Below are 13,980 nucleotides of genomic sequence, written 5' to 3' on the forward strand. Positions count from 1 at the left end.
CATGTCTATTACTAGACAATTATTATAAAAAAGTATATAGTTAGCTAGGTAACTAATTTGAAAGGATCAAAATACATGGACGAAAAACAACATTTTTTTCACATCGTCAGCCAGACTTCTCGAAAGTTTACGAAGAAATTTAATGAACGTGTATCTCCAACAGGGTTATTTAGTGCGCAATGGGCTGTTATTTTCCGCATTAATCAAACTGGTTCTTGTACGCAAACAGAATTGTGCCAGTATTTAAATGTTGAATCACCAACGATGACTCGTACGTTAACACGTATGGAAACGATGGGATGGATTATTCGTACAGAAGGTAAAGATCGCCGCGAGAAGCTCATTTCTTTATCCGAAACAGCGATAAAGATGATTCCAGTATGGCAAGAAGAAGTTGATACTTTCGAAGAAAAAACGCTAGAAGGTATTAATGAAGATGATTTACATCAAGCATTTCAAGTGTTACAACAAATTATTAAAAATTTAGATTAAATTGGAGGGATGACGATGCAAAGTGAGCAACTTTGGACGAAGGATTTCCTCGGAACTTGTTTTAGTAGTCTATTTCTCTTCTTAACATTTTACATGCTTATGACTACTCTGCCTGTCTATGTCATAGACGGCCTAAAAGGAAAACCTGAGGAAATTGGTTTAGTTGCAACTGTGTTTCTTATTTCTTCTGTTTTATGTAGACCATTCACAGGAAAATGGCTCGATGATTTAGGAAGAAAGAAAATATTATTTATTTCACTTTCATTATTTTTAGCCGCTACTGTTATGTATTTCGGTGCGCAAAGTTTATTCTTATTACTTGCCCTTCGCTTCTTGCACGGTATTGGGTTCGGGATGGCAACGACAGCTACTGGTACGATTGTAACTGATGTTGCGCCAGCTCATCGACGAGGCGAAGCGCTTGCATATTTCGGCGTATTTATGAGTCTGCCGATGGTAATTGGTCCTTTTTTAGGTTTAACAATTATTTCTCATTTTTCGTTTACTGTATTATTTATCGTTTGTTCCGTATTTTCATTACTTGCATTTTTATTAGGACTACTTGTAGATATTCCGCACGAAGCACCTGTTAGCAAACAAAAACGTGAAAAAATGAAATGGAAAGACTTAATCGAACCATCTTCTATTCCGATTGCACTTACAGGATTTGTTTTAGCCTTTTCTTATAGTGGTATTTTATCCTTTATTCCTATTTATGCGAAAGAACTCGGTTTAAGTGAAATTGCAAGTTACTTCTTTATTTTATACGCACTTGTTGTTGTCATTTCTCGTCCATTTACAGGAAAGATTTTTGATCGCTTCGGTGAAAATGTACTCGTTTACCCTGCTATCATTATTTTCACAATCGGAATGTTCATATTAAGCCAAGCACAAACTTCATTTTGGTTCCTTGGCGCAGGTATGCTAATCGGTTTAGGTTACGGGACATTAATTCCAAGTTTCCAAACGATTGCGATTTCTGCCGCTCCAAACCATAGACGTGGTTCTGCGACAGCTACGTATTTCTCATTCTTTGATAGTGGTATTGGTTTTGGTTCTTTCATTTTAGGTATTGTCGCAGCGAAATCCAGTTATCATAATATGTATTTTATCGCAGCTATTATCGTTGCGTTCACTTTACTTTTATATTATGGATTACACGGACGAAAACAAAAATTCAAGAAACAACCTACAGACGGAAAAATTTCCGCTTAACGTTAATAAGGAAAGTAAACTTCCCCGTTTACTTTCCTTATTTTGTATTTCTTTCAAGACGAGCGTATACTTATAGTAGAAATAAAAAGGAGGGCCATATATGAAACTAAAAAAATCTCCCCTACTCTTACTTATACTAACATTCATATTTGTAATTACAGGGCTTGGGTTTACTTACTTCAAACAAAATAAAACGACCCCATCAAAACATAATGTGACAAAAGAAAACTGGTTAAATGACCCTTACTTACGTTGGTCGTACACACACATGAAAGAATTCACTTTAGTTAATAACGTAAAAAACAATCCTGACCAAATTGCTCACTTCCCTTCCGCATTGCAAAACTTAGACGATTTTGCTGTGGAGCGTAGATTCGGAAATACAACTCCTCTAAAAAAACTTTTAGATGATAACAAAACAGATGCTTTTGTCGTTGTACATAATGGACAACTTGTTTACGAACGATATTTCAATGGGTATAAACAGAATGAACCTCATGGTATGGCATCATTAGCAAAAGTCTTTACCGGGGCAATTATACAATCTCTCGCTGAAGAGAATCGTATCGATTTAGAGAAAACAGCTGACACTTACATAAAAGAATTAAAAAACACACCGTTCGGTAATGCCACACTTCAGCAATTAATGGACATGCAAGTGTCAGCAGAATACCCGACCCACGGATATGAGCAGCCTGGGCTAGAAAATCAAGATGCACAATTATATTTAGCTAGCAATATTTTACCCCGCGGCAAAAATTACGACGGTCCGATGAAAATTTATGATATGTTACGAGAAGCCGAAGAAACGGCACCGCCTGGTTCTGCCTTTTCTTACAATAACGGATCAACAGAAACGCTCGCTTGGATTATTAGAACTATTACTGGTAAATCACTAGCTGAAAATGTAAGCGAACGAATTTGGTCTCAAATTGGTATGGAAGAAAACGCGTATTACGTTACAGATGAAACGAAAATAGAACAAGCAAGCGCTGGCTTAAATGCAACTGCTAGAGATATGGCGAAATTCGGGCAATTACTATTAAACAACGGGGAATATAACGGAAAACAAATTCTCCCTTCTTCTATTACTCAAGATATAAAAAATGTCCAAGAAGGTGAACTTGCAATTAGCCCTGGAGCTTCCATTTCTTATCATAATCAATGGTGGATTCCCCACAATGAACAGGGTGCTTTTGAAGTGTTAGGTAGTTACGGACAAACACTTTACATCGATCCGAAAGCAAATATGGTAATTGTCCACTTCTCTTCTAACGCTATGCCAAGTAATGAAATACATTCGACTTACTCAAATATGTATATTGATATTGCACATCATTTAGAAATCTTTTTTGATTTTAGCGAATAAAAACAACATAAAATAATAGAATTTTAAAAAATAGCCCTCCACCTGACCCTTTTTGGTCAGGTGGAGGGCTATTTTTTTCATGTTTTGACAAGCTGCGGTGAGATAAGCTTGCATTTGGACAGACTTCAGCCCTCGAAACCGGGCATAGCGGTAGCCATGTAGTTCTTTGGCGTCTGCAAAGCTTCGCTCTATAGTGGAACAGCGTACTTTATACAACCTTTTCCCTGTAGCTGTTAGCTTGTTTTTTCTAGCAATATCCTTATATTTCTCCCACACATGATGAGTGATAACTTTTTGTTTTTGTTTCTTTGAAAAGCACACCTCACGTAACGGACAAACAGCGCAGTCTTCTGGATTCGATTTGTATTGACGGTATCCTTCACGATCAGTTGTTACATATTCTAGAATACATCCCATCGGACAAGCGAAAACATTCATTTCTTCTACATATTTAAATTGGCTTTTCGGTACTTCTTTATTCCGTTTTCCAAATCGGCGATACCCCATCACCATAAATATATTCCGTTCTGATAGTTTCTTACAGATATATCCTGTAAAATAGCCAGCATCAAGGGCAACAGCTTCTACTTTGAAGTCGAATTTATCAATCTGAGCTTGGAGGCGTGCTAAATACGGCTCGGAATCTGCCATATTTCCAGCCGTTACATAGGTATCTGTAATAATATTGTACTTCGCATCAGTCGTACGATGATCCAAGAAATGAAAACCATTTGGTTTTCCATCTCTCATTAAAAATCCACTATCTGGATCCGTTGTACTTATACGAGTTTTTTTGGTAGGGGTATCACTTTCCTTTCTAGGTTTTAATTCTTTTTTCCATGTACCTCACGATCTTCGATTACCGCAGCTTCTAGCTCGTCTATATAAAACTTTGCTTTTTCTTTTTTATATTTATGTACAAATTTATTTTTATTGGCATTGGCCTTAATATGTGTAGAATCTGTCATCAGTGCACGTCCTCCTACCATCCGGTGCTCCGTCGCTTGTCTCACAATCTCATCAAAAATTTCTTCGAAAATATTTGTATGAATAAAACGAGTACGACGATTCCAACTGATTGTAGAGTGATCCGGAATAGTATCCGATAGAGAAAACCCTAAAAACCAACGGTAGGCAATATTCGTTTTAATTTCCTTTTCCAATTGACGCTCAGAACGAATACCGTAAAAATATCCAATAAACATCATCTTAAATAAAACAATAGGATGAATGGACGGGCGTCCATTGTTTTCACAGTAATAAGGGCGTAACTTCTCTTCAATAAAATCAAAACTAATTGTCGCTTCAATTGCACGAAGGAAATGATCTTGTGGAACCAACTCTTCTACAGAAACAGATACACGCTCATCACGATGATTTTTTAAAGCACCCATCATAAAAAATCTCTCCTTTTCCTCTTTTTTATCAGTGTTGACACATAAAAAGAGGTTCAGACACAAAAACAGGCTGTGGAGAAGACTTTCTCCACAGCCTGAGAAAAGCTTCCACAGTAGTGGAAGCTTTTTCTTATTTCGGTGTTTTATTTGAATCCATTATATTATTCCAGGTTTAAAAGCATTCGTAAATCTACTATACTCATCATGGTTATTCATCATTAAACTTTTTATTAGCAATCCAATAAAACGTTACGAAGAGTGTCAATAAAATCCATACTATAGTTAGTAATCCATTGATTATTGCGTTTGAATTTACTCCCCCCGTGACTAACATTTCCATTGCATACTTACTCATACTGGCTGGATTAAGCTGATCCATTATTGGATTCAAACCGACGATTACTCTACAAGCTAAAAGGAAAACAATTGAAATTAATGCAATCATACCTTGACTTTGAAAAATAGCACTTATCATTGTTGTGAAAGATACGATAAAAAGAACCCAAATTAAATAAAATAGTAATCCAGTAATTAGGTGTGCGAATGGAACAACAGTAAAAAGATAATTTACATATATATAAGAAGTAACGAATCCAATTGTTACACTAAACGCTACCATTAAATAGTTCGACACTATTTTCCCACCTACATATGAAGGAACAGTAACAGGCCTTGTTAAAATAAAGGCCAACATACCATTAGCTTTATCTGTTTGAATAGCACCCATCATAGAAATCACTAGAATCATAAGTCCAAGCTGATCAAACTGGGATCCCAAAGTACTCGCTAATACTTCGCCCCCTTTTTGCGTTGCCATACTCGAATCAATGGTAATTCCCTGTCCTCCACCTAACGCTTCTAAAATTGATGGCAAATAATGAGTTACTATCGGTTGTGTTGCGCCTAAAAATATAAAAACAATTGGTAGCCAAATAATCTTGAAATCACGTAACATTTGAACACATTCTTTTTTTATCAATACAATTGAGTTATTCATTTTTGCACCACCAATTTCAAGAAGATTTCTTCTAAAGTATCGTTGCTCATTTCAAATTTAACGATGTTCACTTTATGTTCGAGTGCATTTTGCAATAACATATTTTTATTTATTTCAATGCTTTCAACCTTCACTTTGATTTTAAGCCCAACCACTTCAACGTCCTTCACATACGGTAATTTTTTTACAATTTCAATCCACTTTTGATCTTTAGCTGTTATTTCAATAATTAATTTATTTTCACGATTACGGTGTAAAAGCTCCGTAATTGTTGTGTCTTCTATTTTTGTTCCATCTTTTATAATGACAAATCGTTCACAGATTTCTTCTGCATCGCTTAAGATGTGGGTTGATAATAAAATGGTTGTATCTTTTTTTATTTCTTTAATCAGATTCAATACCTCCCGCCGGCCGATCGGATCTAATGCGGATACTGGTTCATCCATGACAATAAGCGAAGGTTTATGCAATAATGCTTGTGCAATACCAAGTCGTTGTTTCATTCCACCAGAAAATGTACTAACCTTTGCATTTTCTTCTTCCTTTAGTCCAACTTTCTGCAACATTTTTGGAATCGACTTTGACAATTCTTCTTTTTTCAACCCCGAAAGTTGGCCCATAAACGTAAGCGTTTCTCTCGCTGTCATCCAATGAAAAAAATTAGGATATTGAGGTAAATAACCAATTTCACTTTTCATTTTTGATATTTTTATCCCATTCAATAAAACTTCACCAGCAGTTGGATTAGTAATATCCGAAATTACTTTTATTAATGTGGATTTCCCTGCTCCGTTTGGTCCAATTAATCCGACGCATTCCCCCGCTTGCAGTTCCATCGAGAAATTATTCACAGCAATTTTTCCTTTAAATGATTTTGTTACATTTTTAATCTCTAATTTCATAATTTCTCACTGTCCTTTCTCCCTATAACAAAGTACAAGATAGGTCCCAATATATTAACGAAAAGAATAATTAACGTCCATACAAGTACATTTTTTCTTGTTTTCCTATGTCGATATAAATCAATGAATGCAATTAAAACTAAAAGTGCTCCCACTGCAATAACTGGTAATATAATGGGTAGAAAAGCCATAATATCAATGTCTTTAAGATCATTCAATCCATAATGTATTTTCATTGTCATCACTCCTTTTAAATATCATTATCATTATTGATAATGATAAAATAAAAACGGATGGATTACAATCATTATTCTCATTATTTATAATGAGAATAAAAAACAATACATAAGGTGATATAATGAGTAATAAAGTTGAAATTTTAATGCATCCTGTAAGAATGAAAATTTGCCAAGTATTAATGAGAAATAAAGAAGATGGGCTGACACCATTAGAAATGGTAAAAATTATCAAAAATGTGCCACAAGCAACGCTATATAGACAGCTGCAAACTATGGTTGATTCTGGTATCGTCCATGTAATTAAAGAAAAAAAAGTAAAATCTGTTTCTGAAAAATATTACGCAATTAATGAAGAAGATGCAAAAATTGAAGGAAGTGAATGGAAAGGATTATCTGATGATGAAAAGTTAAACTACATTTCCTATTATCAGTTATCACTTATGACACAATATCAAAGTTACCTTAAGAAATTAGAGGAACAAAACAGTCAAGAAGATACTGCTACTTTTTCTGTAGTAGAATTAAAGCTAGATGAAGAACACTTTGGAAAATTTCAAAACGAACTTAACGAATTAATGATTAAATACTACAATAGCCAAAGTAAAGGCGACGAAATAGAGACTCCGGTTCGGACCGTTGCTATTACAATTATTCCAGAAACGTGAACTCACTCAATATACATAATACAAGCCGATGCTTCCTTACCATAGGAATCATCGGCTACCTTCATTTCGAAAATTGTTTTGACTACTACTGTACGGCTAACGAAAAAACTTATCTAGAAGCTGCAATGTTGTAGCATCTAGAATTAGAATGTGCTTAAAGGTCCTATCTTTCCTATATTACATGGATTTCTTTTCTTTCTTTTCTCATGCTAGTCTCATACGATCCACACTCTCTCCAAACGCTTTTTAAAAAGAAGCATGGATAGACTAATAAATATAAATTAGGGATCCACCAAGACATATCAAAATCTAAACGGATTGTCCAAAATGCTAGAGCTTGTAACCCTGAGCAAAAAGTTAAAATTAATGATAAAAACGCAAAGTGGCTCCAAATATGTTTTTGTTTAGAATACAAATACAAACTTAAAAGTCCCGTTAAAGAGATTAACAAATCCAAGGGTAAAAAAGACCAGTTCCATGCTACTAAAATTGGGTCTTCATAATCTTTAAATAAATATTCTTGCGGAATCATATGGAAAATTGTTATAAACCAATATACAACAAATCCAAGATCAGTAATAAGGAAAAAATACTTTAATCGATTCAATGTATACGTTCCTCCACCATTTCTTTTTTCTTCGCTTCATGTGCCGCACTATTAAAATTTAATATTACGACTCCAACTAAAATAAAAAGAATTGCTAGTATCTTAATTATATTGATACTTTCTCCAAAATAAATAAAACCAATTGTTGTAATCGTTACAATTCCCATACCTGACCATACCGCATACGCTACGGACATTTCCATCCCCTTTAATGCAAATGAAAGAAATGCAAAGCTTACTACATAAAATACAAAAATAAGAATGCTTGGTACAAGTTTCGTTAATCCATCAGATAGTTTCATCGCAGTTGTACCCGCTACTTCAAATAAAATTGCTAAACTTAAATAAATCCACTGCACTATTCTCCCACCTTCTATTTCGAATTAGAAATTCCGTACAGTAACATATCCATAATTGATTCAAGCATACTTCCCAATGTATAATCACTCTTTTCAATAAACATAGGATCATATATGCGATTCAGTGCCCCTAAATACACTTCAATAAAAAATGGAATTTGAATTTTTCTTATGCTTCCTTCTCTTATTCCCTCTTCTATTAAACCGATTACAGTAGACCAGCCTTCACGTAAAAACTGATCTAATTTTAACCATTGGTAATAATGATGTTTTTTTAGTTCTACTAATAATCGTGCATCCATAAATGTAAATTGTTGTGGAATGCAAATTAAAATGAGCCTTATTTTTTCAACTGTTTGTAACGTATCATCTTTAGCGATATTTTTTTCCTTTTCTTGAATACTTTCTATTACATTACGAATAACTTCATCTACTATTTCATCTTTTGAAGAGAAGTGCTCATAGATTGTCCTCTTACTGACAGCTAATTGTTTTGCTAAATCACTAATTGTAAATGTAAACCCCTTCGTTTGAATTTGATGAATTGTTTCTGTTACTATTCTTTGTTTCATAATCCGCCCCCTAAACCTTTGGTACCGTTTTAGTTTTTTCGGTACCATTTCATTTTACAATATTTAACACGATATATACAACTAACATTTCAAATTTTCTTATTTTTAACTCAAAACAGGTAAACATAAGAGCGTTGAGAATCATACCTGCATATTCAACAATTAAGTGAATGTATAAAATAACACTCATACATAAAGACTTAACTAAAGTTAAATACAATTCTATAAGGCTATGTTTGTATATGTTCTTTTTTAGTTTGATGGGGCCGGATAGAAAATATTAGTCACTGAGCACTAATATTTTTTGTTTCATATGATTCCTATAACAATTACAAAGCTGAATTATCATTGTTGGAGCTGCTTACTTCTGCTAAAAAGACACCCTATAGGAGTGTCTTTTCTACTCTCTTTAAAGAATTTATATCAACCTCATAAATATTCCCATATGGTCTAAGTGATGGAATCTCTTCCTTTGACCCATAAAATAATAGTTTCAAATCATCATCTTTATACTGAACTACGAAGAAGTCATCGAATTGGTCAAATGTGTTTTGATTAATCGTGATAAACCCTTTTTCTTGAGCAGTTGTTTTAACACTTATTCTTCGTCCATCTTTAATGACATCATATCCATGCTGATTCGTCACTTTGGATAGCTCACCATTCGTGTAAAGGACACAAAAAAACTCACCTAGACGACCTATAAGATGCCTTAATTCAGTCGCCTTACAACCAAGAACATTCATTTCAAATCGTAACATTTCAAAGTATACCTCATATAACTTTTTAATTTGTGAGATTCCTATTTTGTCCTTATCCTCATAGACAAGAAGTTTCCCATTATCCCACTCACCTATAACAGATTCACACTCTGCCCCTTTAGGTTTGTGAAAAACTAATCCATTATAAGGATAATTTTCACCTACATATCTATAAGTTTTTTTATTTATATATATAAACAGATTTTTATTAACAGCTCTTCCTTTGTTATAGCGGTTATAACAATAATTAGCAGGATTCATACTCCCCGGTTTCGTATGAAATTTTGCTATTAATCTGTCCTTTATCTCTGCAGATGTTACAGTATCACCTATTTTTTCTTTAAGAGCCTCTATAAATTGCTCATAAATAGTCAATGTAACCCTCTCCTCATGTCTCCCAATATTTTTAGCCCTAGTAGAACTTTCACTCTATAATTTGGCCTGATTGTAGAATAATATATTTAAAGTTCTCCATAAATTTTTATAACTCACTATATAAATTTTACATTTAATTAATTACATTTCATAGACTATTATAAAATATAAATTGGAGAATTTTATTAAATACTCAAAATAAAGATAATACTCCATTAAGAGCTCGTTTATTTAGGAAACGTGTCTTTTTTTTATTGGCTTTTTAAATAAGGTAAACGTGAAGAAGCATTATAAAAAGCAGGACAATAATATTAAATTAACTTCCATTCGAAGGAGTTTAAGCCTTGCCTGAATGACTATAATGACTATTTGGTTGAGCAATCGATATGTTGTGCTGAAACGTCAATATAGTAAAAAAAGGATCTCTCTTTATCAAGAGAGATCCTTTTTTTACTTCTTCTTCTTTTCTGTCGGTTGGCTTTGTTTAGCGAAATTAGATGAATCATCGAAATTCGGTTGCTTTTTACCAGCATTATTACTTCTACCTTTTCCCATATGTAATGCACCTCCTCTCGTCCTTACTATTCCCAATAAAAAAATCCTCTTGCATCCAAGAGGATTTTTTGTTGTGCTATTATTAATAATGCCCACCTGTTACCGCAGTACTTCCAACACGGTCCTATCCTAACTTTTAACCATGGTGGTGATCGTGGCCATCAAGCCTATGATTATCTATACTTCTTGGCGTTTTCCTTTAAACGTACCCTAGTCTTTGATTGCTTGATAGGCCGTGGTCCAGAAGTCTTGGATAAGATGCGATGGGGCCGGAGTGGACATCCCCACCTGGGTGAACAGAATTCCAATAAACTGTTTATCTGGATCAGCGTAAGCTGAAGTACCGGTTCCACCATCCCAGCCGAATTGACCAATAGACGCGTAGTCTCCAAGATAGGTACGCACCGCCATCCCAAAGCCCCAGCCACCTTGGATCCCTTGTCCGAACGACAAATGGACGTTATTTTTGGCCAAATCGTCTCGGTATACTTGTTGTTCCGGAGTAAGACGGTTGGTGGTCATCAGCTGGACTGCGGGCCTAGACAAGATCCGTTTAGTACCGTGCATCCCTTTATTCAAAAGCATCTGCAAATAAGCGTGATAATCGTCGACGGTTCCAAGCAGTCCACCACCGCCTGCTTGGAATGCTGGAGGTTTGCTGTAACGTCCACCCGCCCCCTCATCCCACACGATGAATTCACCTGTCTGCGGATTGGGGTTGAAGGCTGGTGGAAGCCGATCAATCTTGAGCTGAGGTACGTAGAATCCAGTGTCCTTCATTCCTAGCGGATCGAATATACGTTCGCGCAAGAACGACTCGAACGTCTGACCCGTGACCCTGGCAACAAGAACGCCGATTACTTCTATACTGATATGATACTGCCACCGCTCTCCGGGCTGATAGCTTAGCGGAAGTGCACCTAGGCGACGCATAAACTCATCTGGATCGGGCATATCCTGCCCTGGCGTGTCGAATATCCCACTCTCGAAGAACGAGTTCATGATTGGAGAACCCATCAACGTGAGATCCACTCCGAGCCCGAATGTGGAGGTCAACAAATCTCGTACAGTGATAGGACGCCGTGCTGGGACGGTCTCTTCTAGCGGGCCATCGGGTCGTTTCAACACTTGCCGGTCGGCAAGTTCCGGTAGCCATTTGTCTACTGGGTCGTCTAAATGCAGTTTGCACTCATCGAGCAAAACCATTACTGGTGAAACTGCGATTGGCTTGCTAGTGGACGCCAATCGAAAAATCGTGTCCCGACGCATTGGTGCACCACCATCATGCCTCATTGTTCCAAGTGCTTCGACGTGCGTCTCGCCGTTTCGGCTGACTAAGGCGACGAGCCCAGGAATCTTTCCAGAATCGACATGCTGCGCAATCCTGTTTCAGAAAAGCCCTTATTGTTTTGTTCCATTTTGTTCTCCTTTAGTTTAGATTGAGATTTCTAATACATATTGACAATCAATTATTAGTTCTTCAAATAGAAAGATTCCCCTTTTTAATAATTTCGACAAAATGCATTTACATACATGGAGGCACCATGCATCACTATCAACCTCAGATAGGCTATATTTATGGGGATTTAATAATGGGAAATGCAATCATTAAAAACATTGATACAGCCATAAAAAATATGAATACTACAGCAGTAAAGGTACTTTCTTCAAAAATATCTTTATGCTGTCCACTTGTTTCAACGCTGTTATCCTTAAGTAAGGATTTAAAAACAGATTGTACATTTTTGCTCTTAGATGTTGTTTCTAATTTTACATAAATCGTTCTACCATAAGCTACATTTGAAACCATAACAGGTGAAGCTGAATGACTTACTCCTTTACGAGTTAACTCATCAAAAGTAAACACTATTATCAAACAGATTGGATGGATTGTTAGGTAGCTCAGCACTTACGGTATAGAATATTTGCTTATATGCCGCTACCATCATTTTTTTGTCAGGGTGATGATGGTACTACTCTTATTGAAAATATTTCAATCCCCTTTTAAAATATCATAATTTTCCGATTATAAAAGGTTATGAACGAAACACCTCGAATAATTGTAATACATATACATAAGGAGGTTGATTTATTTTGTTTCGTTCCTTTACAAATGGTTGCGTCGCCTTAGTGCAGCGCTTCTTGCCAGAACCGTTTATTTTATCATGTTTACTAACTGTTTTCGTTATCTTTTTTGGTATGTTTGCGACTCACCAAACACCTGTAGAAATGATTAATCACTGGGGTAATGGAATTTGGGGACTCCTCGCCTTTTCTATGCAAATGGCACTTGTACTCGTGACAGGATCTGCTTTAGCAAATGCTCCTCTTATTAAAAAAGGATTAACGAAAGCTGCCAGACTACCAAAAACAACTGGACAAGGCATTATTGCCATTTCAATTGTAAGTTTACTCGGTGCATACATAAACTGGGGCTTTGGAATTGTTGTATCTGTTTTATACGCAAAAGAAGTGGCAAGGCAGCTGGACGGATTAGATTATAGACTAGCAATCGCCTCTTCTTACTCTGGATTTCTCATTTGGCATGCCGGTCTTTCTGCCTCTATCCCTCTTACGTTAGCAACAGGCGGTGAAACGTTAATTAAAACGACTGCTGGAAGTATTAAAGAGGCGATTCCAATAACAGAAACGTTATTCTCACCATACGCTCTCGTTCCAGTTATTATTTTTCTCATTACGATGCCTCTCATTAATAAAGCGATGCATCCAGATGAAAAACATACGATTACAGTAGATCCTAGCGTGTTCCATGAAGAAGCTGCTGCTCAAGAAGTAGAAAAAAATACGTTCGCTGAAAAGATGGAAAATAGCATTATTATTACACTTTGCGTTGGATTGTTAGGTCTCATTTATATTTTCAATTACTTTTATACGAAAGGATTTAATCTTACTCTCGATATCGTGATTTTTATGTTATTAATTGCTGGACTTATTTTCCACCGCACTCCGATTCAGTATATTCGCGCTTTTTCAGACTCTACGAAAAGTGCCTCTGGCATTTTACTTCAATTTCCGTTTTACGCAGGAATTATGGGCATGATGATTGGAGCAAATAGTGAAGGACTTTCACTTGGAGGAGCTATTTCTAATTTCTTTATTAGCATTTCAAACGAATCAACTTTCCCGCTCTTTACTTTTTTAAGTGCTGGTATCGTTAATATTTTCGTTCCATCTGGTGGCGGTCAATGGGCTGTGCAAGCACCAATTATGATTCCAGCTGGCGCTGAACTTGGTGTACCTGCTGCAAAAACAGCAATGGCAATTGCATGGGGCGATGCTTGGACGAATTTAATTCAACCTTTCTGGGCATTACCAGCATTAGCGATAGCTGGTTTAGGTGCTCGTGACATTATGGGATTTTGTGTTGTGAACTTACTATATGCGGGTTTTATCATTAGTCTATGTTTCTTATTTATTTAAACAAAAAGCTAGTTTTATACTAGCTTTTTTACAT

13 protein-coding genes and 2 pseudogenes are annotated in these 13,980 nt (G+C 35.8%); 5 read left to right on the top strand and 10 right to left on the bottom strand.

Features of this window, described 5'->3' with window-relative positions:
• The first annotated feature begins 75 nt into the window (after positions 1-75).
• From AC3WVZ_RS14635 to AC3WVZ_RS14645, 3 genes are all read left to right on the top strand, one after another.
• Positions 76-492 carry a MarR family winged helix-turn-helix transcriptional regulator gene (locus AC3WVZ_RS14635; protein ID WP_000343680.1) on the top strand — a complete coding sequence of 139 codons (417 nt, stop codon included), beginning with the start codon at positions 76-78 and terminating at the stop codon, positions 490-492.
• A gap of 15 nt (positions 493-507) precedes the next feature.
• The gene (locus tag AC3WVZ_RS14640; RefSeq protein WP_233934992.1) at positions 508-1,707 is read left to right on the top strand and encodes an MFS transporter; all 1,200 of its coding nucleotides are present in this window, start codon (positions 508-510) and stop codon (positions 1,705-1,707) included.
• 100 nt (positions 1,708-1,807) lie between these two features.
• A complete protein-coding gene (locus tag AC3WVZ_RS14645) occupies positions 1,808-3,076 on the top strand; it encodes a serine hydrolase domain-containing protein (protein WP_233934995.1) in 1,269 nt (422 codons plus the stop codon).
• On the opposite strand, the gene AC3WVZ_RS14650 is transcribed toward AC3WVZ_RS14645, so the two are convergent.
• The 4 genes from AC3WVZ_RS14650 to AC3WVZ_RS14665 all read right to left on the bottom strand — a co-directional run bounded on the left by AC3WVZ_RS14650 (position 3,047) and on the right by AC3WVZ_RS14665 (position 6,608).
• Positions 3,047-4,473, bottom strand: a protein-coding gene (locus AC3WVZ_RS14650; RefSeq protein ID WP_233934996.1) for an IS1182-like element ISBth7 family transposase whose coding sequence is annotated in 2 segments (ribosomal slippage) — positions 3,047-3,912 and positions 3,912-4,473 — 1,428 coding nt in all. Because the reading frame shifts where the segments join, the coding sequence is not laid out codon by codon here. The genes AC3WVZ_RS14645 and AC3WVZ_RS14650 overlap by 30 nt on opposite strands.
• 208 nt (positions 4,474-4,681) lie before the next feature.
• A complete protein-coding gene (locus AC3WVZ_RS14655; RefSeq protein WP_001065773.1) occupies positions 4,682-5,470 on the bottom strand; it encodes an ABC transporter permease subunit in 789 nt (262 codons plus the stop codon).
• Positions 5,467-6,372: an ABC transporter ATP-binding protein gene (locus tag AC3WVZ_RS14660; RefSeq protein ID WP_065212028.1), complete on the bottom strand. Its 906-nt coding sequence runs from the start codon at positions 6,370-6,372 to the stop codon at positions 5,467-5,469. The genes AC3WVZ_RS14655 and AC3WVZ_RS14660 overlap by 4 nt, the downstream gene beginning before the upstream one ends.
• Positions 6,369-6,608 (bottom strand): PLD nuclease N-terminal domain-containing protein, encoded by a 240-nt coding sequence (locus AC3WVZ_RS14665; protein ID WP_000690914.1) that lies wholly within the window; start codon positions 6,606-6,608, stop codon positions 6,369-6,371. The genes AC3WVZ_RS14660 and AC3WVZ_RS14665 overlap by 4 nt, the downstream gene beginning before the upstream one ends.
• A 122-nt stretch (positions 6,609-6,730) precedes the next feature.
• Here AC3WVZ_RS14665 and AC3WVZ_RS14670 point away from each other — a divergent pair, with 122 nt between their 5' ends.
• Positions 6,731-7,276 (top strand): transcriptional regulator, encoded by a 546-nt coding sequence (locus tag AC3WVZ_RS14670; RefSeq protein ID WP_049108471.1) that lies wholly within the window; start codon positions 6,731-6,733, stop codon positions 7,274-7,276.
• Positions 7,277-7,448: 172 nt separating this feature from the next.
• On the opposite strand, the gene AC3WVZ_RS14675 is transcribed toward AC3WVZ_RS14670, so the two are convergent.
• The 6 genes and pseudogenes from AC3WVZ_RS14675 to AC3WVZ_RS14700 all read right to left on the bottom strand — a co-directional run.
• The gene (locus tag AC3WVZ_RS14675; RefSeq protein WP_001080899.1) at positions 7,449-7,883 is read right to left on the bottom strand and encodes a YvaD family protein; all 435 of its coding nucleotides are present in this window, start codon (positions 7,881-7,883) and stop codon (positions 7,449-7,451) included.
• Positions 7,880-8,242 (bottom strand): DMT family transporter, encoded by a 363-nt coding sequence (locus AC3WVZ_RS14680; RefSeq protein WP_001198613.1) that lies wholly within the window; start codon positions 8,240-8,242, stop codon positions 7,880-7,882. Before AC3WVZ_RS14680 ends, AC3WVZ_RS14675 begins: the two co-directional genes overlap by 4 nt.
• 14 nt (positions 8,243-8,256) lie before the next feature.
• The gene (locus tag AC3WVZ_RS14685) at positions 8,257-8,814 is read right to left on the bottom strand and encodes a TetR/AcrR family transcriptional regulator (RefSeq protein ID WP_000813659.1); all 558 of its coding nucleotides are present in this window, start codon (positions 8,812-8,814) and stop codon (positions 8,257-8,259) included.
• Between the two features lie 383 nt (positions 8,815-9,197).
• Positions 9,198-9,950, bottom strand: a complete 753-nt coding sequence (locus AC3WVZ_RS14690; protein WP_000158215.1) for a DUF7225 domain-containing protein — start codon at positions 9,948-9,950, stop codon at positions 9,198-9,200.
• 765 nt (positions 9,951-10,715) lie between these two features.
• Positions 10,716-11,923 (bottom strand): annotated as a pseudogene (locus AC3WVZ_RS14695) (serine hydrolase domain-containing protein).
• A gap of 224 nt (positions 11,924-12,147) precedes the next feature.
• A pseudogene (locus tag AC3WVZ_RS14700) lies at positions 12,148-12,463 on the bottom strand (thiol-activated cytolysin family protein); the annotation flags it as partial.
• A 136-nt stretch (positions 12,464-12,599) separates the two neighbouring features.
• Here AC3WVZ_RS14700 and AC3WVZ_RS14705 point away from each other — a divergent pair.
• Positions 12,600-13,946 (top strand): short-chain fatty acid transporter, encoded by a 1,347-nt coding sequence (locus AC3WVZ_RS14705; RefSeq protein ID WP_000490029.1) that lies wholly within the window; start codon positions 12,600-12,602, stop codon positions 13,944-13,946.
• Positions 13,947-13,980 lie beyond the last annotated feature (34 nt).

This window comes from Bacillus sp. CPT56D-587-MTF, assembly GCF_058792335.1.

Coding starts and splice junctions, on each gene's coding strand:
- AC3WVZ_RS14660 (WP_065212028.1), bottom strand. CDS start 6,372: ATGAAATTAGAGATTAAAAATGTAACAAAATCATTTAAAGGAAAAATT.
- AC3WVZ_RS14655 (WP_001065773.1), bottom strand. CDS start 5,470: ATGAATAACTCAATTGTATTGATAAAAAAAGAATGTGTTCAAATGTTA.
- AC3WVZ_RS14635 (WP_000343680.1), top strand. CDS start 76: ATGGACGAAAAACAACATTTTTTTCACATCGTCAGCCAGACTTCTCGA.
- AC3WVZ_RS14640 (WP_233934992.1), top strand. CDS start 508: ATGCAAAGTGAGCAACTTTGGACGAAGGATTTCCTCGGAACTTGTTTT.
- AC3WVZ_RS14645 (WP_233934995.1), top strand. CDS start 1,808: ATGAAACTAAAAAAATCTCCCCTACTCTTACTTATACTAACATTCATA.
- AC3WVZ_RS14670 (WP_049108471.1), top strand. CDS start 6,731: ATGAGTAATAAAGTTGAAATTTTAATGCATCCTGTAAGAATGAAAATT.
- AC3WVZ_RS14665 (WP_000690914.1), bottom strand. CDS start 6,608: ATGAAAATACATTATGGATTGAATGATCTTAAAGACATTGATATTATG.
- AC3WVZ_RS14685 (WP_000813659.1), bottom strand. CDS start 8,814: ATGAAACAAAGAATAGTAACAGAAACAATTCATCAAATTCAAACGAAG.